The sequence below is a fragment of the Bifidobacterium sp. LH_426 genome (assembly GCF_056356875.1).
The window spans coordinates 194,215-217,514 of record NZ_JBKEVB010000003.1; the positions used below are offsets into that span (position 1 = coordinate 194,215).

Here is a 23,300-nt window from a genome sequence, read left to right on the forward strand (position 1 = left end):
TTTTCATGCATTGTTCACTTTGATGTCGCTTGGCGGTATCGGCGGCGCAAGAAGTGCGTTCGACAATGGAATCATGGATAGGAAAGTTGGGTTTCGCCGTCGAATCGCCGCAGCGGCGGCAGTGATTTGCGCCGCCGCCATGATGCTCACCGGATGCGCGTCGGGCGGCAACGGATCGAATGGTTCCGGCAACGGGTCGAACGGCGCGAACGGCAACGCCTCCGCCCCCGCCGGCACCTCGTCGACGAGCAATAACGGCACCACGCAGACGTTCAAGCCGGGCTCCGGCTCCGCCGGCGACATCCGCATCGCCTCCGGCTCCGAGAACAAGGAGGTGGCCGGCGCGATCCAGAAGGCCGCCGACGCGTCCGGCGTGACCGTGACCGTCGACTACATGGGTTCGCTCGACATCATGAACGTGCTCGAATCCGGCGCCGCCGAGTACGACGCCGTCTGGCCCGCCTCCTCGATGTGGATCTCGATGGGCGACACCAAGCACCTCGTCAAGGACGCGCAGAGCACGTCCACCACGCCGATCGTGTTCGGCATCGCGAAGAAGAAGGCCGAACAGCTCGGCTGGGCGGACTCCTCCGGCAAGACGAAGGCCGTCTCCACCGCCGACGTGCTCGCCAAGGTGAAAAGCGACGACCTCAAGTTCTCGATGACCTCCGCCACGCAGTCCAACTCGGGCGCCTCCGCGTACCTCGCGTTCATGACCGCGCTGCGCGGCGGCACCGGCCCGCTCACCGACAGCGACCTCGCCGACGCCTCGCTCACCTCGTCGGTCGCGCAGCTGCTCAAGGGCGTGGACCGCTCCTCCGGCTCCTCCGACTGGCTGAAGGACATGGTCGTGGCCAATCCCGACCGCTTCGACTCGATGGTCAACTACGAGTCGCTCGTCATCCAGGCCGACAAGACGCTCACGAAGAACGGCCATGACCCGCTGCTCACCATCTACCCGTCCGACGGCATCGCCGTATCCGATTCGCCGCTCGGCTACGTGGACCGCGGCCAGGCCTCCGGCAAGCGCAAGGCGTACGACGCGTTCGCGAAGGCGCTGCGCTCCAAGGACTCCAAGCTCGAATTCGAGCGCGCGGGCCGCCGTACCGGACTCGGCGGCGCGCTCACCTACGCCTCCGACAGCCAGGTCAAGCAGTCGTTCCGCGCCGCCTGGGGCATCGACACGAACGCGAGCACGCTGAAGGCGATCCCGCTGCCCACCGCGAAGACCATCACCAAGGCACTCGACGTGTACCAGAACGGACTGCGCAAGCCCAGCTGGACCGTGTGGGTCGTCGACTACTCCGGTTCGATGGACGGCGACGGCAAGAACGGCGTCGTCAAGGGCCTCAAGGCGGCGCTCGACCCGACCGAATCGGCGGCGGCGCACATCCAGCCTTCCGGCAACGACGTCAACATCCTCATCCCGTTCGAAAGCATCCCGCACGATCCGATCCGCGCCAACGGCACCGACACCGGCAACCTGCTCAACACGGCCGAAGTCACCGCGGCCGACGGCGGCACCGACATCTACGCGGGACTCGAAGCCGCGTACCAGCAGCTGCCGGGCGCCGACCAGAAGAACGACTACACGACCGCGATCGTGCTGATGACCGACGGCCAGTCGCAGGTCAACAACCGTGACGCCGCGCTCGCCCAGTACAAGGACGACAGCCTCGACGTCCCGATCTTCTCGATCATGTTCGGCGACGCCGACTCCTCGCAGCTCGACCCGATCGCGCAGATGTCCAACGCGAAGGTGTTCGACGGCCGCACCGGCGACCTCGCCGACGTGTTCCGCACCGTCAAGGGATTCAACTGATGCTCCAGATCATCTGCGGAATCATCGCCGGCGGCGTGCTCGCCGTGCTCGGATTCGCCGTCTCCGGCGGCGGTGTCATCGGCCTCGGCGTCTCGCTCGCGCTCGCCGCGCTCGGCTACGTCGCCGGGTCGTCGCTCACCGATCCGGAACGCCGCATCGGCCACATGCTCGCCAGCGCGCTGCCGAACGGGCAGAAGGCGGCCGACGCGATCGACGCCGCCAACTCGCGCCTCAACGCGATCGCCATGCTCGCCCGGCAGGTGCATGACGAGCAGGTGAAGGCCGAGGCGGACGATTTCGTCGCCGCGACCCGCAGTCTCGTCGACTACGTCGCCAAGGACACGTCCGCGTATCAGATCCTGCGCCACTACATCACCGTGTACGGCGAACAGACGCAGAAACTGCTGCGCGCCTACGTGGACGTCGAATCGTCCGGCGCGCATGACCAGGCCGAGAAGGCGAGAGTCGAGACCATCGAGGCGCTGCAGGTGCTGGAACGCACCGCCGCCGGCGAACTGAGCCGCGCCGTCAGCTCGAAGACGCTCGGCATCGCCGCCGACTCCGACGCGATTCAACGCCTCGCCAGCATGGACGGCTACCAGACGGAAACGGAGTCGAAGGAATGAAACTGTCGAAATCGAAGATCATCGGATTGGTGGCGCTGCTCGCCATCGTCGCCATCATCGGAGGCACGCTCGTCTGGCGGCAGGCGCAGCCCAAGCCGGCCGCGCCCGTCGAGACGGTGAAGGTGAACGGCTACCTCGGCGGCGAGAAGATCGGACTGTTCGACGATCCGGACTTCCAGAAGGCCGCCGCCGCGCAGGGTCTCAACGTCGACTACCGCAAGGCCGGCAGCCTCGCGATGATGACCGCGGACACGAAGGGCATGGACTACCTGTTCCCCTCCTCCCGCGCCGCCGTCGAATACGGCGCGGACAAGGGGGTGAAGGCCACGCAGAGCGACATCGTGTTCAACTCGCCGATCGTGCTGTACACGCACAAGGCCGTCGCCGACGGACTCGTCTCCGGCGGGCTGATGAGCAAAAGCAAGGACGGCGTCTACTCGATGGACATGGCCAAGGCCGTCGACGCGATGGTGCACGACAAGACGTGGGCGGACGTCGGCTATGCGGCCGGCTACGGACAGTTCCGCATCGACTCCACCGACCCGGTCCAGTCGAACTCCGGCAACGAGTACGCGGCGCTCATCGCCAACGTGCTCAACGGCGGGCAGCCCGCCACCACCGACTCGCTCGCACGTGACAAGGAGACCATCAAGTCGATCTTCGCGAAGTCCGGATGGATGGAGAACTCGTCCGAGGATTCGTTCAACCAGTTCCTCACGCTCGGCGTCGGCTCCAAGCCGATGATGGTCGGCTACGAAGCGCAGATCCTCGACCTCGCCGTCAACCAGCCGGACGCGTTCAAGCAGATCAAGGACGACGTCGTCATCGTCTACCCGACGCCCACCGTGTGGAGCACGCACACGCTGATGGCGCTCGACAAGAAGGGGGAGAAGCTGCTCACCGTGCTCAAATCGCCCGCGATCCAGAAGCTCGCCTGGGAGCAGCACGGGTTCCGCGCCGCCAACTTCACCGGCACCGACTCGATCAAACGCTTCAAGGTGAACGGCACGCTCGACCAGATCCCCGCCGTCTCCGAACTGCCCCGCAACAGCGCCATGCAGGAGCTCATCGAAGCCCTCAAAGGACTGACGCCGCAGCCGCAGTGACGCTGCACCGGACTCCCGCGAAGCGGGTGGGGGAGAGACCTGCGCCCCCTTCAGGGGGAGCTGTCGCCGAAGGCGACTGAGGGGGCAAAAACCGTTTATCGAAAGGAACACAATCATCATGGCAAAACAGATCTCACTCGCCGACCTCGCCGGCGGCAACACGGTCACGAATCCCGCACTCGCCGGGCTGAACGGCGCCGGAACGGGCGCCGCAGCCGGCGAACTCGTCCCCACCGCCGCACAGGCCGTCGCCGACGCGACCCAACTCACACCCGACCAGCAGATCGCGAAACTTCCCGCCGCCGACCAGCAGACCGTCGCGCAGATGGCCGACCAGATCGACTTCACCCGCGACGGCATCGAATCCAGCTACGGCAAGGACGCGCAACGCGCCACCAGCACGTTCGCCGACGAAATCCTTTCCGAAACCCGCTCGAAGGACACCGGCGAGGCGGGCGAACTGCTCGGCACGATGCTCGTCACCATCGACGAGGCCGAACTCAGCGGATTCCGCAAGATCCCGATCCTCGGCCAGGTGGCCGTCTCGATCGACAAACTGCGCCGCCGCTACCAGAAGGTCGACGCGCAGATCGACGAGATTATCACCAAGCTGGAGGCCGCGCAGTCGCGCCTCGTCGCCGACATCTCCATGTACAACACGATGTACGAGCAGAACGCGCAGCAGTACCGCGAACTCAAGATCACCGTGCTCGCCGGCAAGAAGGCGCTCGCCGACTTCCGCGCCACGCAGCTGCCCGCGCTCGAGGCGGAGGCGACGAAGAGCGGCGACCCGATGCAGGCGCAGCTGCTCAAGGACTTCAAGGCGAAGCTCGACCGGTTCGAGAAGCGCCTCGACGACCTCGACCGTATCTCCGTCGTCACGCTGCAGACCGCGCCGCAGATCAAGATCATCCAGAACGCGGACCAGACCATCGTCGACAAGATCGACACGACCATCTCCACGACGATCCCGGTGTGGAAGTCGCAGATGGTGATCGCGCTCGGCCTGTCCAACCAGCGCAAGGCGCTCGACCTGCAGAACAAGGCCGACGACGTGACCAACAAGCTGCTGCAACGCAACGCATCCGCCCTGCACAAGGGCGCGGTGGACGCGGAGAAGGCGAACCAGCGGTCCGTGGTGGAGATCGAGACGCTGGAGAAGATCAACTCGGAGCTCATCGCCACGCTGAAGGAGACCGTGCAGATCCAGAAGCAGGGCAAGGCGAACCGTGAGGCCGCCCAGGTCAAGATGCGTCAGATCGAATCCGACCTCAGGAACGCCCTCATCGAAAACGCCCGGGCCATGTGACTCGTTTCATGCCTCCCTCTGACGGGACGCCGCCGTGAAGCAAACGCCAGAGGCGTTTGTAGGCGACGTGCGAGCCGACAGGCGAGCCGATATGAGGTCAGCCGCAGGCTGTCCGTAATTGCGGGGGAGCTGTCGCCAAAGGCGACTGAGGGGGTGTAAGGAGAGCCCTACTTCCGCTTCCCCGTGAACGGTTCGAGCAGCGTGTTCGGATTCGAGACGCCGAGCATGCTGCGCCCGCCCGTCTTCTCCGGGTGACGCGCGACGATCGCCATCGAGATCGCGCCCGGCACCATGATGATCGCGAAGATCGCCGCGAGCCCCCAATGCACGAAGAAACCCAACGCGAGGAACACGACGACCAGGCCGATCACGGTCGCGACGATGGTGACGGTGCGCGTCTTCGCGTTCACCGGCTTGAGACCGTCCTCGTCTTCGCCGGACCGCGGCCGGCTCTGTGACTGCTTCTCGGATTCATGTGCTTCGCTCATACGCCCCAGCATAGTGCCGCTCGGCCGTGGTTCTGCCGCGGTTCGGGAATCGTCCGGTGCCATACTGGTAGCCATGAGTGAAGAGCAACGGGCCCCGCGCGAACAAGTCGGGAACGGGGAATCATCGCGCGGGAAATCCGGGAACGCGCGCGTCGCCACATTCGAACGCACGCCGCGCGACATCCTGATCGGCGCAGGGCTCGTCCTGTTCGGCGGACTGCTGTGGGGCTGCAACGCCACCGTATCGAAGGTGCTGATGGGGCCGTACCACGTCGATCCGCTGTGGCTCGCCTGCATGCGCGAACTGTTCGCCGGCGTCCTGTTCCTCGCCGCGGCGGGCATCCGCACGCCGAAACTCGTCGCTGGCGCGGTGCGCGACCGGAAATCGTATCTGTCGTTCTTCGTGTGCTCGCTCGTATGCGTGCTCGCCGTGCAGGTCGCCTACCTCTCCTCGATCGACTGGACGAATGCCGGAACCGCCACCGTATTGCAGTCGCTGAACCTGCTGTTCGTGCTGCTGTTCGTCTGCATCCGCGGGCGGCGCTTGCCTGGACTGCGAGAAAGCGCGGGCGTTGCGCTCGCGTTCGCCGGCACCGTACTCATCGCCACCGGTGGCGACCTGTCCACGCTGAAACTGCCGGCCATGGGCCTCGTGTGGGGGCTCATCAACGCGGCGGCGACCGGCGCGATGTCGATTCTGCCGATGAAGCTCGTGCAGCGGTGGGGCAACATGGTGGTCAACGGCGTGATGTTCGTCATCTCGGGGCTGGTGCTGCTGCCGATCGTGCGGCCGTGGGCCGGGTCGCCCTCGTTCGACGGGCTCGGCTGGGCGCTGATGGCGTTCACCGTGGTGCTGGGCACGTTCGGGGCGTTCGGGCTGTTCCTCGCGGGCGTGGTGCGGGTCGGCGCGATGCGCGCCACGATGCTCGGCACGGTCGAGCCGGTCGCCGCCACGGTCTCCTCGGTGCTGTTCCTCGGAGCTGTGTTCACGCCCACCGACCTGGTGGGCTTCGTGCTCATCCTCGCCATGGTGTTCCTGGTGCGGTGACGGGCACATGCCTAAGGGCCTGCCCCCTGGCCCTTTCCCCTTACTTTCTCGCAGTCTCTCCCGGTCCCTGTCTTCTTTGCCTTCCCGTTCCCGTCCTTGCGAAGGGGACGCCGACCTATCGAACGATTGGAATGAGTAATGATGAGTGATGAGATCATCCGTGTGCATGCCGTGGTGACGGGCATGGTGCAGGGCGTGGGATTCCGCTACTTCGTGGTGACGAAGGTGCGCGCGATCGGCGGACTGTCCGGATGGGTGCGCAACCGCTATGACGGCTCGGTGGAGGTCGAGGCGCAGGGGTCGCGCGCCGCGGTCGCGCAGCTGATCAGCGCGCTGAAGGTCGGCCCCCGCTGGTCGCAGGTCGAGCATGTGGAAGTGCGCGAGATCCCGGCGGAAGACGGTGCCGGGATGCGTGCCGGCATTGGCTCCAAGCGAGGTTCCCGTGTCGGGGACGGTTCTCGCCGTGCGGCGGAACGGGCCGATTCCTTCCGCGTCTATCCCGATGCCTGAATGGCGTTGATCGCGCGGTGGCTCCGCTTCGTTGCCCTTTGGGCCGCGTTATATCCCGTATGCGGTAGGCGCATAGGCTGGCCGTATGGCGAATGTGTATGGTTTGCGGGGCGTTGTGTAGGGTTTCTGACTGGTTGTGTATGGTTCCGGGGCGAACGTGCATGATTGCGGAACGAACGTGTAGTCCATCTGAGCGAACCTGTGGGGTGGCGGCGTGAAGAGCCGCCTGTTCGCTCTGTCGGCCGGTAGGACGTTTGGCGGAATTCCAGGCTTTTGCGCAGGCGCTTGTGCCTGTGCCAGGGCGTTCTTCGGCACCACACCGTACACGTTCGGTCCGGAGGACTACACATTGCCCCGGGAATCGTGCAGGTTGCTCCGGAAACCATGCAGGTTGCGTTCTGAACCATGCACACCGCCCTCCAAACCATGCGCATTCGCGGGTTCGCGTCCGTATTCGCTGATTCCCGGGCATGTTCACTGTGGGTAAAACCGTGGAATGATTCGGGCTCTCGGGAATTGAGTGAAGTGAAAGGCGAAGGTGAGAGCCCCGGAAGGGGTTCCGGAACCGGCCACGATATCCGTTTCCGTTCGCCGCCTATGGCAGGGCGGCGGGCGGGACGGTAGCCAAGCCGTGTTCTCTCCTTGTTGAAGGAGTACCGATTATGGCGATGTTTCCGGCTTTGATGAATGACACGATGTTCTCCGATCTGTTCGATGACCCGTTCTTCGAGGGTTGGCGCAACATGGACTCTCAGATGGGCTCCATGATGCCGGCGAACACGATGGCGAACATGATGACCACGGATGTGCGTGAGACCGACAAGGGCTACGACGTGGACATCGATATGCCGGGCTTCAAGAAGGACGACATCAAGCTCGAGCTGAACAACGGCTACCTGACCGTGTCCGCCTCGCGTTCCAGCGAGCATGAGGACAAGGCTCCGGAGTCCGCGAACGCCTCCGACGCCCAGGGCAAGGGCGAGCAGTGCGCCTGCGGTTCCGACGAGTCCGGTCGTTGGCTGCGTCGCGAACGCTACATGGGCTCCTGCTCTCGTAGCTTCTACGTGGGCGACGAGGTGAAGGAATCCGACACCCACGCCAGCTACAACAATGGCACGCTGTGCATTCAGGTTCCGAAGATGCAGGCCCAGCCGCAAGTCGAGTCCAAGCACCAGATCGCGATTGAAGGCTGAGCCGTTAAGCAGACAGTCCGGTGGGCTGTCTGTAGGCTCAGCCTGAGCGAGGCGAAAGCCGAGCGAAGGCAGGTCTGAGCCCGGCCGTAGGCCGGTCCGTAATTGCAGGGCCGGAGGAGACGCCGTTAAGCAGGCAGCCCGGTGGCTGTCTGTAGGCTCAGACTGAGCACGTCTGACGGTACGCCGTCCGCCCCATACGTCCCCCTTCCTTGGGATTGAGTAGACGGGCGACGCGGAAACAATGCCAGCCAACAAGAGGCCGGCGCATCGAGAATCATCCCCGATGCGCCGGCCTCTTTTGTCGTTGTGCAGGGGTTGCCGCCTTCCTTATGGCTCCCTCTGACGAGGGAGCTGTCAGCCGCAGGCTGACTGAGGGAGAGATAGCTGGAACGTGACGTTTGCAACTATCTCTCCCCCACCCGGCTTCGCCGGGAGCCGACACCCCGCCCGCAATCAAGGACGGGGCCTGTGGCCCAACCTGAGTGAATCATGGGAATCGTCGGGGAGAATCTTGGGTTTTCTCGGCTCTTCCTGAATCGCGCGTTAGGCTTACGTGCGCATTGTGAAGCGCATGGTGAAGTATGTCATGGGGATGATCGAGATGGGTTCTGCTTCGGTCTCAACATTGGATATGGCGTCATCGGCATGGTTGATGCAGGTGTCGCTGGTCCGGGGCGTATTGCCGCGGACCGTGTTCATAGTCACCGCATGCGCCGCGGTCGCACTCGTCATATCGCTCGCCGTCGCGCTCGTCCGCCCGACTCAGGTTTCCAGCCAGGCTCCCAGCCAAGCTTCCAGCCCGGCTCCCGGCAAGCCCGCGGATTCCGCCGTCACACCAGCCTCCGCAACCCCGTCCGCAGCCTTCCTTCCCGCGCTCGCCATCCTCGCCGCCGCGCTCGCCGCCGGCCTCATCGGCCTGCTCCTCGCATGGTTCATCTCCGACGGCATCATGGTGTTCGGCGTCTCGCTCGGCTGGCCGGTCATCATCGCCGTCGCCTGCGGGTTCGCCGGTCTCGGCGCGATCGCCGCCGTAATCGTCGTCGCGAACCGTCGCCGCGCGCCCCGCGCCGTCGCTCGCCGCATCACCCGCGCGATTGCGGTCATCCTCATCCCGCTCACGCTGCTCGCCACCGCGCTGCGCGTTGACGCGATCTTCGGCGAATACCAGACCGTCGGCAGCGTCGTCGGGTACACGCCGTACGCGTCGATTGACTCGGTGACCATCCACCGCGCGGCGATGACGGTCGCGCAGTGGCGCGCCGCAGCCGAGCGCCACGACGCGCCGGACCATCCCGCGCACGGCCGCATACTGTCCGTGACCATCCCGAACACGAAATCCCATTTCGCGGCGCGCAAGGCGATGGTGTACCTGCCGCCGGCCGCGCTCGCGAAGCGGCCGCCGCGGCTGCCGGTCATGGAACTGCTCGCCGGGCAGCCGGGCAGTCCGGGGCGGCTGGTCGCGGCCGCCGGCCTCGCGCGCATGATGAACGCGTACGCCGACGCGCATGACGGTCTCGCGCCGGTCGTCGTCGTGCCGGACCAGAACGGCGCCGACACGCACAACAGCCTGTGTGCCGACACCAGCCAGGGCGACGCGGAAACGTATCTCACGCGCGACGTCGTCGCGTGGGCGAAACGCACGCTGCCCGTCGCGACCGACCCGCGCATGTGGGCGATCGGCGGATTCTCGCAGGGCGGCACGTGCACGACGCAGATCGCGCCGCGCCACCCGGAACTGTACGGCGCGATGCTGCCCGTCGACGGCGAACTCAAGCCGACCAACGGGTCCGTCGCCGACATGACGAAGAACTACTTCCGCGGCCGTCGCGCCGACTACGACGCGCAGGTGCCGGTCAACGCGCTCGCCGCGCTCGACCCCGGCGAGGCGCGCGGCCTCGCGCTGTTCGCCGGCGCGGGGGAACGCGACAAGGATTCGGTGCGCAACATGCGCACGATCGCCGCGGCCGCGCGCAAGGCCGGCGTGGGCGACGTGACCGAGATCGTCGTGCCCGGCCACGGCCACGACTGGCATGCGGTGCAGGCCGTGTGGAAGCCCGGCGTCGACTGGTTCAGCGCGCGCACCGGGCTCGGCGCGATGACGAAGGCCGTCAAGGATTACCCGCAAGTGGAGGTGCAGGAATGATGGAGGTGCAGGAATGAGCGGAGAGAAAGCACAACGGAACGGGACGGCCGGACAGGCGCAGCCCCGGCAGTCGGGCAAGACCCGGCAAGCTCAGCCCCGGCAGGCCGGCAAACCCCGGCCGACCACCCAGGCGTGGCAGGCGCTCGCCGGCGACGCACGCCGATGGGCGGACGCGCACCGGTTCGCCGTCGGCGCGACGCTCGCGTTCACGGCGGTGAATCTCGTCGCGTGGATCGCGGCGGCCGTCACCGGATTCGACTTCCCGCTGCGCCTGCACACCAGCATGGCCGAATTCAGCTTCGGCAAGCTCCTGTGCTCGCTGTTCCTCGCACGCGGCGTCATCCAATTGGTCTTCGACGCGTTGCTGTGGCTCGTCATGCTGTCCATCGCCGAACGATGGCTGGGCCGCGCGCGCACCGTGCGCATCGCCGTCGCATGCGCACTCGGCGGCGTGATCGTCGGACTGACGCTATGCGCCGCGACCGGGTCGCTGCTGCATGACACCCGCATCATCGAGCGCATCTCGTTCGTGCTGAGCCCGCTCACGCTGCCGGTCGGCGCGCTGATGGCCGCCAGCGCGTACTGCACGCACCTGTGGCGGCAGCGCATCCGTCTCGTCGGCTACGTGGCGATTCTGGTCACGCTGCTGTACAGCGGCAATCCCGGCGGCTACTGCATCCTCGCCGCCGCGATCATCGGCCATGTCGCCGGCGTGGTGATGCGGCAGCGCGAACGTCGCGTCGGCGCGCTCGACGCGACGCACGACGCGACGCGCGCCGAAACCGACGCCTCGGCCGGAACCGAATCCGCCGAAACCCGCTGGCACTGGCTGCGCGGCACCTCGTACGAAATCCGCCGCCTCTATGCCGCGATCGCCGTCGTGCTCGCGCTCGGCCCGGTGCTCGCCATCACCGCGCACACGCACGCCGGGCCGTTGAGCACGCTGGGACTCATCATGAGCCCCGCTGCGGCCGACGACGGCACGCTCGCCCGCTGCATCGCCGGCTCCACGCGCACCGACTGCTTCCTCCAGTTTGACCTGCTGCGCACGTCGATGCCCGGCGCGGTGCTGCGCTCGCTGCTGCCCACCGCCGTCACGCTCGTGCTCGCGTGGGGCCTGTACCGCGGCCGCCGGTTCGCCGCAGTCGCCTCCATCGCCGTCAATCTCGTCACAGCGGGCGTCGCGGTCGCCTACTATCTCGTCGTGCCGCTGCGGTTCGCGCCGGACGGCGTCTACTCGCTCGTCGACCATGGCGCGTTCGCCGCGTGCGTCGCGAACGCGCTGCCGCCGTTCGCGTTCGCCGTGGCGCTGCTCGTCGGTCTGCGCCGGTTCCCGGTGCGCGTCGGATGGCGGCGTCTCGCCGGCGGCGTCACGGCGTGCGTGCTCGCGCTGCTCGCATGCACGGCCGTGTACCTGCTGTACGGTCTCGCGCTTCCGGGCGAGTTCGCGCCGCGTGCCACGGCCGCGACGCTGCTCGCCGAGCTGCCGGGACGGTTCCTGCCGATTGGTTTCCTCAGTCACGTGCGACTCGCGTTCGTGCCGGTCACGCCGCTCGCGTCGATCGTGTACCAGGGCGTGGGACTCGTGTTCTGGATCGTCGTGCTGGTGGTCGTCGTGCGGTGGATGGGCGACGTGACGGCGGTCGACGAGCGTGCGCGCGCCCGCGCGGAACGGCTCGTCGAGGCCGGCGGCGAGTCGATGAGCTTCATGACCACGTGGGAGGGCAACGAGTATTGGATGTCCGATTCCGGGCGGTCCGCGGTCGCGTATCGTGTGTGGGACGGCGTGGCGCTCACCTGCACCGGGCCGTTCGGCGATCCGTCCGAGTGGGATGATGATCTGATCGCGTTCTCGAAGTATTGCGCGTCGCGGTCGCTGACGCCCGCGTTCTACGCGGTGCATCGCGAACAGCGCGACCGGCTGCTCGCGATGGGATGGCAGTCGATCGAAGTGGGCGGCGAGATGGTCGTCGACCCGCGGCAGTGGAAGACGACCGGCAAGAAATGGCAGGACATCCGCACCGCGATCAACAAGGCGAAGCGGCAGGGCGTTGTGGACGTGTACTCCACATTCCTCGACGCGTCGCTCGACGTGCGCGAGCAGATCGAGGACATCTCCGAGGAGTGGGCGCAGGGCAAGGCGCTGCCGGAGATGAAGTTCACGCTGGGTGGCGTCGAGGAGCTGCGCGACCCGCGCGTGCGGCTGCTGTACGCGATGGACGCGGACGGCCGCGTGCTCGGCGTGACCAGCTGGCTGCCCACGTGGCGCGATGGGAGGATCGTCGGATGGACGCTCGACTTCATGCGGCATCGTCCGGACAGCCCGAACGGCGTGATGGAGTTCCTGATCGCGCGTATGGCGGAACGGTTGCGGGATGAGGGGGCTTCGGCTGGTTCGGATGGGGCTGGCTCGGCTGGGGCTGGGTCGGCCGTCGAGTTCATGAGCCTGTCCGCCGCGCCGCTTGCCGGCATGAATCCGGAGCGGGACAACACGCTGCCGGGCGGCGCCGGTGACGGCATCGAGGTGCTGCAGCATGCGCTCCAGCTCGTGGCCGACTGGATGGAACCCGCGTACGGATTCCACTCGTTGTTCAACTTCAAACGCAAGTTCCAACCGAGCGAAGAGCCCGTGTACGTGTGCTACCCGGATGCGGCGAAGCTCGCGCAGATCGGCCTGGCCGTCACCCACGCCTACGTGCCGTCCGTCACGCCCGGCGAGATAGCCGGCATGCTCAGGACCCTGCGCAAGTAGTCTTGGGGACATGACTGATACGAACGAGAACAAGAGCAATGCGACGGATGTGACGGGCGTGACGGGCGGGGCTTCCGCGCCCGCGACGAACGTCGCCTATTTCGCGGGCGGCTGCTTCTGGGGGCTGGAACGCTACTTCCAGAACGTGGACGGCGTGACCGACACGACTGTCGGCTACGCGCAGTCCACCGTCGAGAACCCGACCTACGAGCAGGTGTGCGCGGGGCAGACCGACGCCGCCGAAACCGTGAAGGTGACGTTCGACCCGTCGCGCGTGACGTTGCGCACGCTTTCGCTGCTGTTCCTCGAGGTCATCGACCCGTTCTCCGTGGACCGTCAGGGCGAGGATTCCGGCCGCCAGTACCGCACTGGCATGTTCTTCACGTCCGATGCGCAGCGGTCGACCTATATCGCCGCGATCGAGCAGCTGATCGACCGCCAGCCGCAGCGTCCGGCCGTGCTCATCGAGCCGCTGCGCAACTTCTACCCGGCTGAGGCGCATCATCAGGATTATCTGGTGAACAATCCCGGCGGCTACTGCCATATCCCGCTCGCCGCGATCGCGAACGTGAAGCGCCGCCAGAAGTACGTGGAGAAGATCTGGGGCCTGACGCTCGAACAGTTCGCGGTGACGCAGAACGCCGCCACCGAGCGCCCGTTCGTCAACGAGTACGACCACACGTTCGAGCCGGGCATCTACGTGGACATCGTGAGCGGCGAGCCGTTGTTCTCGTCGCGCGACAAGTTCGATTCCGGTTGCGGCTGGCCCGCGTTCTCGAAGCCTCTGGAAGCCTCCTCGTTGACCGAGCAAGCCGACGACCGCGTGCCCGGCCGCCCGCGCATCGAGATCCGCACCGCGGACACGCAGATCCATCTCGGCCACGTGTTCGAGGACGGCCCCGCCGACCGCGGCGGCCTGCGCTACTGCATGAATTCGGCCTCGCTGCGGTTCGTGCCTCGCTCCCGCATGGAGGCCGAAGGCTACGCCAAGTGGATCCCGGCGGTCGACGGCGATGCCGACGGTGACGGTGTGGATGGTGCCGGTGCGGCTGGTGTGGCCGGTGTGGCCGGCGAGTGACGGCGCGGCTCGGCCAGCATCCGTTCTACCAAATCAATCATCACGTCCTTTTCGTCAGGGTCGCTTACCGCTACGAGTAACGTGATGGCCGCAAGATCGTTGTTGGTGATTTCCGGCGTATGGCCGCCGGCGAAGGCGTCGGCGTTTCCCTCAAGGAATCGCACGAACAGTGCGGCGGCCATACGTTTGTTGCCGTCGGCGAACGGATGGTCCTTGACCATGAAATACAGCAGATGCGCGGCTTTCTCCTCGACTGTCGGGTACAGGTCCTGGCCGTCGAAGCTCTGATAGATGGCGCCGATGATGCGTTCCACGGATTCGCCCCGTTCCCGTCCGAGCAACGAATCGGCGGGGTACGCCTGTCGCAGGCGCATCGCCAGAGCATGGACGTCATCGGCTCCGAGTTTCCAGACCGGATGTGTTTGCGGTTCAGGAGATAGTTCGCGCGCATCGTAGTCGCGCAGCATGTCCAATCCCGGCAGGTAGCTTGATACCACATCCGCGATGCCGGCCGCCAGCTGGTTGTCGCTGCGGGCAAGCACGTTGACGATTCTTCCCAGTTGTTCCAGACGTCGCTTGTTGGCCGCATAGCCATCGATGAGGTATCGCCTCAGCACGGTGGTGGCCCAGCGGCGGAATTGCACGCCGCGTTGCGATTTCACACGATAGCCCACGGAAATAATGACGTCGAGATCGTAGTAGGTGACGGGCTTGTCGGAGTGGGCAATTTGCACTTTTTGCAAATTGCTTTCTCCGTTGATTTCTCCTTCCGCGATGGCGTTGGCGATATGTCGAGAAATCGACGCTACGGAACGGTCGAACAGTTCCGCCATCTGGGCCTGAGTCAGCCATACCGTGTCGCCGTTCACATTGACTTCCAGTTGTATGGTGCCGTCCTCGGAACGGTACAGTTCAATGTTCTTGGCTGATTCGTGGGGCGGCGTGTTCGTGACGATGTCTGATGATGCGGCCACGTCGGGCTCATCATCGGCATCGGGCAAGATGATGCCGGTGAGGCTCGCCGTGGCCGGTGTGAGCGGGCTGGCGAGGGCGTCGAGCGCCTGCTCGTACCGCTGCAGGAAATCCTGCGTCGGATTTCCCTCGCGTTCCGCGCGCGACAGCGCCGACTGGGTGGTCCCCATGGCCTTCGCCACCGCGCCCTGCGTGACGTGCAGTCGCCGGCGCTCCCCGCGCAGCTCCTCAATGCTTTTCATATCCCCAATATAGCATATGTGCTATATGCAACACGGCGGATATGGCTTCGTCGTCCTCTCGGAATCGTACGTCGCCGATCGGCGCGAATCGGCGCGAATCGGTGTGATTCAGCGCAAAATCAGCGCAAAATCAGCGTGAATCAGTACGAATAGGCGTAACGCTGGTATGAGTCGACCGGTCCGTCCGCCGGAGCATCATCGTGGCCGTACGCGTTCTCGGACATGGACGCGGAGGTCCTTACTTCGGTCTTCAGCAGATAACGTTCGGCGAAATCCAGTGTGGTGAACACCATCATGACCTCCTTCTTTCGGTAACCATCATTGCGACAATCGTCGCGGGATCGTTGACCGCCGTACCCCGCTACGAATGTGAGCACCATGAAACCACGCCGTTCCGTGCGCCACAAGACGCGATGCATACGAAGATGCTATGACCCGTTCAAAATGCGTGGGATGACGGTCCTCCTGATGCGCTCCGTCGAAGTTGCATCACCGCACGCGTGGCATGACACTCCATGCGCCACCGCTGGCACAGTCGTACAGCAGGAGCGAGCCGTCGCCGATCGGTCGTCCGCTGCGGTATAGCGAATGTGTGTCGCAATACCACAACTCTGCACGGCTGCGTTTCGACGGGCGTCCAGCTGTGGTGAGTGTTCCCGTGCCGACACCGCACCGGCGGTACAGCACCGTATTGATCGGCGAGTGGCCGACGATCTGCCGGTAGCCGACGAGCGGGTCGAACGCCAGCTCCTCCATGCCCGCCCAGACCGGCGACGGAATCGTCCCGGGGAAACCGCCGCGTTCGGCCCCGACCATCACGCCGAACGGCCGGATGCCGCCGCCGATATGCCCCTGCGCGAACGTGTTGATGGCATCTGCCGCCTGCTCCGCGTTGGGTGTGAAGAGGTTCCTGGCGGGCTCTCCATCGGAATCGTCGCCCGGCAGCGGCTCGCCTGCGTCGGCGAGTTTGCCGATCACCCATTCCCACCATGTCTGCGTGACTCCGGCATGCGAGGCGAGTACCTGATTCCCGCGCGCGTCCGTGAGGCCATAGGCGAGCTGCGGGTACATCATGTGCAGCAGATAATGCACGTCTCGGTAGGCGCCGTCGTTGTAGCCGGGGCAGGTGTCGCGGAACGCACGATGGTCGGCCGTTCCTGGATCCACCCAGTAGGTGAGGTCGTGATTGCCAAGCAGTACGATGACCTCGCGCCGGTCGCGCTGTCGGTTCACCCAGTCCGCGAGCCGCTCGAACGCGGCGACCTCGCCGGCGACACTGGCGTCCCACTCATTGAGCAGATCGCCAAGCAGCACAATCACGCCGGCGTCGGTACGCTCCGCAGCCTCCTCGATGATCGGGCAGATCTTCGCGCCTTTGCAATGAATGTCGCCGGAGAAGAGGATACGGTCGGTGCGCGAGCCATTTTGGCCGAGACCGCGCCGCCATCGTTTCGCACGTTGCGGAGGTTCGGGCAGTACGCGCGCTCTGGCGATGGCCGCAGACCCGTCTTGGTCGTCGGCGTCGTACGTGCCGAATATGAGATCATCAATCCGCATGATTCTGTTCCTTCCGTCTGGACTTTGCCGGCCCCGCCAGTTCACCGAGGCTCCTTCCTGAGCCTGCCAAGGGCATACTGTGACTGCACTACGGCCGCGCCGCCGCTGTTCGTCTTGATTATCCCACTCTCTTGCCGCTTGCCTATGGTGGTCCGATGAGTCGACGCATATGCCGATGTTGCGTCTTCCGTAGGTGGTTTGTCGTTTCCGTAGGTTTCCGTCCGGGGAAATCCTTATGGCCAGGTCAACGAAAACGGCGTCATTGCAACGAAGTTGGCTATGGCGTTCTCTGCGAAATTGTCTTCAGTTATCTACGGAAGCCCCGAAGGACCTATGGAAGCCGTTTCGATGCTATCCCGAAGACAAAGCCGATGGAAAATCGAGCTTTGCCTTCGGGAGCCGTTGGAATCGGTGGTGAATTACCAGTCGTTGTGTTTGCTGCGTCAACCCCTGTCCTCGGCTGGTCGGTTCAGCTGGTCAGATGGCGGTAGAGTTCCGGGTCGAGTGGTTTGGCGAGTCGCAGCGTGGAGAGCGTCACGTTCACGCGGCCCTCGCCGGACGCGGTGGGTTTCGTCGTGAGCGTCGGATGGTCGAACGCGGCGACATGGCCGACGTAGTAGTACCGGCCATCCGCCTCCTCCGCCTTGCGCATGACGAACAGTGGCACGAAGTGCGTGCGGTCCCACTCCGCCGAGCCGACGCCATCCCGCACCCACCGGAATTCCGGCGACTGCGGCGTGCGTCCGTTCTTGCTGTAGTACCGCATCTCCTGTGCGTTGAGGAATTCGTCTTCGTACTGGCTGGCTGCGTATTTCACGAAGATCGGCATCGTGCCCGTCTCCTTGTCGAGCAGATACCCGCCTACGTTCTGCGGCGTGTTCTCCTTGCGCCATCCGCACAGCCGCATGACGTCCGCCATCGAGTATTTGCGTTCGTACAGGAACGCGCGGTCGAACGTGCGCCGATTCTCGCGCGCCTCCCGGAACAGGTCGCGGCAGTTGGCGAGTCCGGTGCGCAGCGTGTCCGCGAAGAAGATGCGGAACGTCCGGTTCCGGGCGAGCATCGCGGCGAACGTCGCGTTCAGTCGGTACGCGGGTTCGCCGCTGTCGCCGGCGACGTCCGTCGCGTCGATCAGCGGCTGCCCGCCGAAGCGTTTGCTGTTCGGCCCGGTGAAGTACGAGTAGTCGAGCACGCCGATCGCCGAGTCGAATTGCACGCTGGACAGGTCGGCTTGCGGGAAGTCCGCGCGGATCGCGTCGATGAGTGTGCTACGGGAGATTGGTGCCGATGGTGCCCACTCTGCTTCAGCGGCGGCGTCGCCGCCCGGCCGTTCGTCCGCGAACCGGCACAGCCGATCGAGGATGACGAGCTCGTGCGGTCGGATACCCGGCAGCAGCAGTTCCGTCGCCATTTTGAGGATCGCGTCCTCGACCTCGTTCACCGGTTCCAACTGGTCTGCGAATGACGTCTCCTTGGCTTTGCTGGCTTTGGCCGTTTTCCCACCGCCGAGACTCTTCTCGCGTGACCGCACGAAGTCGAGATAGTTGCTGCGCTTCGACGCCAGCGTGTACGGCAGCGAGGAGTCGTAGGCGTAGATATCCATGAGCATCGGGATGCGACCGAGCTCGTACCTCACCTGACGATACTGTTCCGACAGCTTCTTCATCTCGGACCAGTCGGCGGTGTCCAACGACTTCAGCACGCGTTCCTTAGCGATTCTGTCGAAGCTGATCGACGACAATCCGATCGACTTGCGTTGCAGGTTCCTGCGCGCCCGATCGCGGTCGCCGGTATTGCCGTACAAGGCGACCGGAATCAGGTAGTTGTTGGTGTAGTTGCCGATGAAGTCGATGACGACGACGCTTTCCTTATGCGGGAACTTGCGCAGACCACGACCCAGCTGCTGGGTGAAGATGATGCTGGATTCCGTGCTGCGCAACATCACGATCTGGTTGACCGCGGGAATATCGACGCCTTCGTTGAACATGTCGACGGTGAACAGATAATCGAGTTCGCCCTTGGTGAGTTGCCGCACGTACTCGTCGCGCTGCGCTTGCGAGACTTGCTTGCCGTCGGCGTCCGTGCTGGTCACGGCGGCCGTCCGGTAGAGGCGCTCCGCCTGCTGGTTCCACTGCTGGTTGAACAGGCGCGACAATTCGTGCGCCTCCTCCTGACGGCTGCAGAACACGAGCCCGGTGACGGGCACGTTGAACTGCCCGTACTCCTGCAGTTTGTCGATGATGTAGCGCACGCGCTTTTCCGATGCGAGCTGTCTGATCTCGTACTTGAGCTGCTTCGATTGTTTCGCGTCAAGGCCTTGCGTGACGTCCAGGCGATGCGCGGCCTGATCTGGATCATCGTCGGAACCGAGGTATTCGGCGACGCCGTAATAGTGGAACGGACAGAGCATGTTCTCGTCCAGCGCCTTCTGCAACCGGATTTCGTAGGCGATATTGTGGCCGAACAATTCGAAGATGTTGATGCCGTCGGTGCGTTCCGGAGTGGCCGTCATGCCGAGCATGAAATCGGCGTCCTTGAAATGGTCGATGACGTCCTGATACCCCTTGGCACCGGCATGATGCACCTCATCGACCAGCACATAGTCGAATTCGTCGGAAGCGAACTGCGACAATACTTCCGGCTGTCGCATCGTCTGCACGGTGGCGAACACGTATTTGCGATCCTGCTGCTTGCTGGTGCCCGAATAGATGCCCAGTTCCGATTCGTCGCAGCCGAGCACTTTTTGATAGGACTTCTTCGCCGCTTCGAGGATCATCTGCTGCTGCGCGATGTACAGCATGCGCTTCGGCTTGTACGCGCGCACGTCGAACGCGGACAGATAGGTCTTGCCGGTGCCGGTGGCCGACACGATGATCGCGCGATGCTCACCTTGCTCACGGAGCTTCCTGAGGTTCTCCAGCGCCTCCTTCTGCATGGTGTTCGGCTGGATGTCGCGGCCTTCGAGGGATTCGAGGATGTCGCGACGTGGCGGCGCGTACTTCTTGAAATCCTCCTCGTACTGTTTGATCCATTCCTCGGTGAGCGGCACCGAATCGGCCACCTGCGAGTCGATTTCGTCACGCACCTGTTGGACCAGTTCGCCATCGGCGAGGGAGGAGACCTTCAGGTTCCATTCGCGTTGCGTGCTCAGCGCCGCGCCCGTGAGATTCGAGCTGCCGATGAACAGGTCGTAATACGGGGTGCCGTTATGCATACGTCGTGCGAAAATGTAGCCCTTCGGATGGAACGGTTGGCCTTGCGATTCGGTGGCCGAATCGTTGTCGGAACCTTCCCAGACGCGCACGTCGATGTCGGCGGTGCGCTTCAGATGCAGCAGTTCCCAGAAGGCGCGGGGATCGTTGAAATGATTCTTCGTTGAAGTGATCAGACGGCTAGGGTGCCGAGGCTCGCTGTCGTGATGATCGACGAAGGATTGCAGCAGACTCTGAACGGCGCTGGCCGAGACGAACGCGACGGAGATGTCGAAGGAATCGCTGTTCGCGAGGGCATCGCTGAGCTGATCGTGCATGGTGAGTCCGCCGGGACGATTGGAGATGAGCGCGGGCTTATAGGTGACGGGGGCATCCGGCCGTGGTTCGATGAGACCGGCGATGGCGCCTTCGATCACGGAGTGTCTGGCGTCATTGTCAGATTCCATTGCGGTCGTGGTTGCGGTTGCGGTCGTGGCCGAATGGCCGAGGCGCAGGTTGATGTCGAAATCCGCGTTCGTCATGTCGTCTCCTGATTACTTGATTACTGCCGATTGATTGTGCGACTGGTTACTGGTGGCTGTGGATGGTCGTGTCCGGTCGCACCCGGTCGCGTCTGGCTACTTCGCCAGCGATTGCTTCTTCGCGATGATGCCGACCGCTTCCCGGTCGACCGGTGCCCAATCCAGCTGTGGCATTTCCGCCGGTTCCAACCAACGAATATCCGTGTGCTCGGTGAGATGCGGTGTGCCCGCGGTCAGGTGGCAGATGAACGTGGTGAGGCGCACGGTGCCGAACTCATAGGCGTATTCGCTGGTGCATACTTCCTCCGCCACGTCGACCTCGCACAGCAGCTCCTCTTCGATCTCGCGGTGCAGCGCCTGACGCGCGGTCTCGTGTGGTTCGATCTTGCCGCCGGGAAACTCCCAATACCCGGCGAGCGATTTGCCCGGTCCGCGCCGCGCGCACAACACCGCACCCTCGCGGACGATCGCCGCGCCAACGACATTGATGACCTTGGTCTTGGAACTGCCTGCTTCCATGCGGCCAGGATACAACGGCTACGCTGGAATCGTGGAGGACACGCAGCGGTGCGGATACGCGGATCGTAGATCACTCGTGGATCTGTCACGGTTCACCTTTGGAAGCGCGCGCTCATCGATCACGATGAATGGCATCCGACAACGATTCGTAAGGAGACTGATGATGAGTGTGCATATCCCCGCATGCGTGACGTTCGTGATGCCGAACGGCGAACGAATCCGCTGGTACAGCAATATCGTGAACGCCTTGGAAGCGGACGGCGAAACCGAAATCACCACGCGCGAGCGCTTGGCGGATGTTCTGGCCGACGCTGTTCCGTTGGCGGTCTCAGTGATGCTGCTGTCCGATGATTGGCTGAGCGGTGATGGCGTTGACGATGGTGATGATGATGGCAATGGCGTCGAATGACGTCGAAGCCGATAACGGAGACGAGACTATTTCCGGAACATGGCCCTGAGGCGTTTCATGCCCTGTTCGTGGCTCGTACCTTCCTCGGATTGATAGAGGCGCAACGCCTGTTCGGGGTCCATCTCGAATACTGCGATGGACCAAGGAACATCCTTGTCGTATATGCTCTGCAAGCGTTGCTGCATAAATGGGAAGTAGGTGGCACCGCGACGTGTCAGGAGTTTGCGATCCACGCGTGTTGGGAAGTTCTCATTTGTGTTCAGGGACCTCGTGGATTTCCCGGCCTTGGCGTCGCCGTCTTCGGAATCGGGAATCAACGGAATCTGGCCGGGCATGACGAACGCGTTGCCGGAGACTCGTACCGAGTCCTTCGCTGTTTTCTCCGGATCGGGCTTCGTCTCTTGCGGCATCAGGGCCAACAGATAGAAATACTGTTTGACGATGTCCTTCAGGCTAGGAGTGCGCGTGACATTTCCCTTCGGCTTCTTTTGTCCCGTTGATGCTGTGGCGCGCTTGTAGTTCGGAACGTAATACTTCGCATCGATGATGTAGCGCTTGCCGCCATCCTTGTCGAGAGCGACCACGTCCGGCTCCAATGGTGAACTTTCGGCGCTCTGCGTATCGGTATCATCCTCACTGGTTTCCTCGGCGTCGATGAAGGTCTTCTCCGAAGGTTCCGGGGCGGTCGCAGCCCATGCCAACGGTTCCACGTACCTCCAAATCGGGTTATCGGTCTTGTGGAGTTCTTCCTCGTCGTTGAACAGTTTCTTGCAGACATCCTCCCACACCAGATTGAACGAGCATGTCCCCTGAGCGAGCAACGGCATCGACCGCCCGCTGCTCCGCACCTCCAGATATTGGATCAACGCGCGTAGCAGCAGACATTTGCGTGTGACGAACTGGACACGCAGCTCCTTCCACAACAGACGCAACAGCTGGTCGCTGTCACCGATTTCGGCGAGTGTTTTCGGGGACGGTTCCGCGGTCGGCAGCCGGAACAACGCGTTCAATCCTGATGATTCCAGATAGTGCGAGATGTCCGTGATGACGGCGGCTTGGATAGAACGGATGATGGTCGTCGTATCGACGGTGGAACGGGTGCTGACGACGTCGACGTAGACCGGTTTGCGCGAGGACGTGCGCATCGGCATGATCTGATTGACGGTGCGGTTCCAGTCGATTTCGCCGTAGCCGTTCAACTCGGTGATGCGGCGGGTGGACTGGTAGAGGCCGTTCTCCGCGTAGTCGTTGAGCAGGAACCGATACAGGTCGATGAGATTGCCGTCACTGTTGTCGACGGCAGCTTCGTAATCGAATCCGATGGTGTTGTGCTTGTGGGCTGGGTCGGTGTTGTACCGACGGATGGCGCCCATGATGGTCGCGAATTCATCGAGTACTGCCGGTTCGTGGCCGGTGATGTTCTCCGGTGTGACTTCCCGATAATACTTGGGAAGAACGGCGAACATGTAGGGGCCGATTGCCAGTATTCCCACATAGTTGAACTGGTAGGTGTTCGATTCGGATATCGTTTCCGATGAGCCTTTGCTGATCGTGAAGATTGAGGTTCTGTTGATTTGCAAGTGCAATAGGCGACGAATCAATTGTTCGATATCGGCGGCCGAAGTCTCCGGTTTCTCTTCGCTGTCGTCAGTCGTCACGGCATCGCTTTGACTGAGGGTAGTCAAAGCGACATCGGCGCGCATCAAGTCATCCGCGGAGTACTCTTGCTGCTCGCGGAAGAAGAAGTTGGCGATATCGGACGGCTGGGGATTCATGGAGATTCCGTTCGTTTA

The 23,300-nt window shown here is 63.8% G+C and carries 17 protein-coding genes and 1 pseudogene; 11 read left to right on the forward strand and 7 right to left on the reverse strand.

What is annotated here, in order from left to right; translation table 11 throughout:
• The first annotated feature begins 73 nt into the window (after positions 1-73).
• The 4 genes from AC1AYD_RS04660 to AC1AYD_RS04675 all read left to right on the forward strand — a co-directional run bounded on the left by AC1AYD_RS04660 (position 74) and on the right by AC1AYD_RS04675 (position 4,863).
• On the forward strand, positions 74-1,822 hold the full coding sequence (locus tag AC1AYD_RS04660) for a VWA domain-containing protein (RefSeq protein ID WP_476544757.1): 1,749 nt from the start codon (positions 74-76) through the stop codon (positions 1,820-1,822).
• Positions 1,822-2,448 (forward strand): hypothetical protein, encoded by a 627-nt coding sequence (locus AC1AYD_RS04665; protein ID WP_476544758.1) that lies wholly within the window; start codon positions 1,822-1,824, stop codon positions 2,446-2,448. The genes AC1AYD_RS04660 and AC1AYD_RS04665 overlap by 1 nt, the downstream gene beginning before the upstream one ends.
• Positions 2,445-3,554 (forward strand): hypothetical protein, encoded by a 1,110-nt coding sequence (locus AC1AYD_RS04670; protein WP_476502253.1) that lies wholly within the window; start codon positions 2,445-2,447, stop codon positions 3,552-3,554. Before AC1AYD_RS04665 ends, AC1AYD_RS04670 begins: the two co-directional genes overlap by 4 nt.
• A 118-nt stretch (positions 3,555-3,672) precedes the next feature.
• Positions 3,673-4,863 carry a toxic anion resistance protein gene (locus tag AC1AYD_RS04675; protein WP_476502254.1) on the forward strand — a complete coding sequence of 397 codons (1,191 nt, stop codon included), beginning with the start codon at positions 3,673-3,675 and terminating at the stop codon, positions 4,861-4,863.
• Positions 4,864-5,030: 167 nt separating this feature from the next.
• Here the strand turns inward: AC1AYD_RS04675 and AC1AYD_RS04680 are convergent, their stop codons facing one another.
• The gene (locus AC1AYD_RS04680) at positions 5,031-5,351 is read right to left on the reverse strand and encodes a hypothetical protein (RefSeq protein ID WP_476502255.1); all 321 of its coding nucleotides are present in this window, start codon (positions 5,349-5,351) and stop codon (positions 5,031-5,033) included.
• Positions 5,352-5,424: 73 nt separating this feature from the next.
• On the opposite strand from AC1AYD_RS04680, the gene AC1AYD_RS04685 reads away from it, so the two are divergent.
• The 6 genes and pseudogenes from AC1AYD_RS04685 (at position 5,425) to msrB (ending at position 14,075) form a co-directional block, all read left to right on the forward strand.
• A complete protein-coding gene (locus AC1AYD_RS04685; protein ID WP_476502256.1) occupies positions 5,425-6,399 on the forward strand; it encodes a DMT family transporter in 975 nt (324 codons plus the stop codon).
• A gap of 138 nt (positions 6,400-6,537) precedes the next feature.
• Positions 6,538-6,822, forward strand: a pseudogene (locus AC1AYD_RS04690) (acylphosphatase); the annotation flags it as partial.
• Between the two features lie 749 nt (positions 6,823-7,571).
• A complete protein-coding gene (locus AC1AYD_RS04695; RefSeq protein WP_476502257.1) occupies positions 7,572-8,102 on the forward strand; it encodes an Hsp20/alpha crystallin family protein in 531 nt (176 codons plus the stop codon).
• Positions 8,103-8,733: 631 nt separating this feature from the next.
• Positions 8,734-10,245: an alpha/beta hydrolase gene (locus AC1AYD_RS04700; RefSeq protein WP_476502308.1), complete on the forward strand. Its 1,512-nt coding sequence runs from the start codon at positions 8,734-8,736 to the stop codon at positions 10,243-10,245.
• A gap of 13 nt (positions 10,246-10,258) precedes the next feature.
• Positions 10,259-12,997, forward strand: coding sequence for a bifunctional lysylphosphatidylglycerol flippase/synthetase MprF (locus AC1AYD_RS04705; protein ID WP_476544759.1), 2,739 nt, complete (start codon positions 10,259-10,261; stop codon positions 12,995-12,997).
• A 10-nt stretch (positions 12,998-13,007) separates the two neighbouring features.
• Positions 13,008-14,075 carry a peptide-methionine (R)-S-oxide reductase MsrB gene (msrB, locus tag AC1AYD_RS04710; protein ID WP_476502259.1) on the forward strand — a complete coding sequence of 356 codons (1,068 nt, stop codon included), beginning with the start codon at positions 13,008-13,010 and terminating at the stop codon, positions 14,073-14,075.
• Here the strand turns inward: msrB and rhuM are convergent.
• The 5 genes from rhuM to AC1AYD_RS04735 all read right to left on the reverse strand — a co-directional run bounded on the left by rhuM (position 13,979) and on the right by AC1AYD_RS04735 (position 21,098).
• A complete protein-coding gene (rhuM, locus tag AC1AYD_RS04715) occupies positions 13,979-15,289 on the reverse strand; it encodes a RhuM family protein (protein ID WP_476502260.1) in 1,311 nt (436 codons plus the stop codon). The genes msrB and rhuM overlap by 97 nt on opposite strands.
• 140 nt (positions 15,290-15,429) lie before the next feature.
• Positions 15,430-15,585 (reverse strand): hypothetical protein, encoded by a 156-nt coding sequence (locus AC1AYD_RS04720; protein ID WP_476502261.1) that lies wholly within the window; start codon positions 15,583-15,585, stop codon positions 15,430-15,432.
• A 193-nt stretch (positions 15,586-15,778) separates the two neighbouring features.
• Positions 15,779-16,846, reverse strand: a complete 1,068-nt coding sequence (locus AC1AYD_RS04725) for a metallophosphoesterase (RefSeq protein WP_476502262.1) — start codon at positions 16,844-16,846, stop codon at positions 15,779-15,781.
• Between the two features lie 469 nt (positions 16,847-17,315).
• Positions 17,316-20,504 carry a DEAD/DEAH box helicase gene (locus tag AC1AYD_RS04730; protein WP_476502309.1) on the reverse strand — a complete coding sequence of 1,063 codons (3,189 nt, stop codon included), beginning with the start codon at positions 20,502-20,504 and terminating at the stop codon, positions 17,316-17,318.
• A gap of 171 nt (positions 20,505-20,675) precedes the next feature.
• Positions 20,676-21,098 (reverse strand): (deoxy)nucleoside triphosphate pyrophosphohydrolase, encoded by a 423-nt coding sequence (locus AC1AYD_RS04735; protein WP_476502263.1) that lies wholly within the window; start codon positions 21,096-21,098, stop codon positions 20,676-20,678.
• Between the two features lie 160 nt (positions 21,099-21,258).
• On the opposite strand from AC1AYD_RS04735, the gene AC1AYD_RS04740 reads away from it, so the two are divergent.
• Positions 21,259-21,507, forward strand: a complete 249-nt coding sequence (locus AC1AYD_RS04740; protein WP_476502264.1) for a hypothetical protein — start codon at positions 21,259-21,261, stop codon at positions 21,505-21,507.
• 26 nt (positions 21,508-21,533) lie between these two features.
• On the opposite strand, the gene AC1AYD_RS04745 is transcribed toward AC1AYD_RS04740, so the two are convergent.
• Positions 21,534-23,282, reverse strand: a complete 1,749-nt coding sequence (locus AC1AYD_RS04745) for an LlaJI family restriction endonuclease (RefSeq protein WP_476502265.1) — start codon at positions 23,280-23,282, stop codon at positions 21,534-21,536.
• Positions 23,283-23,300 lie beyond the last annotated feature (18 nt).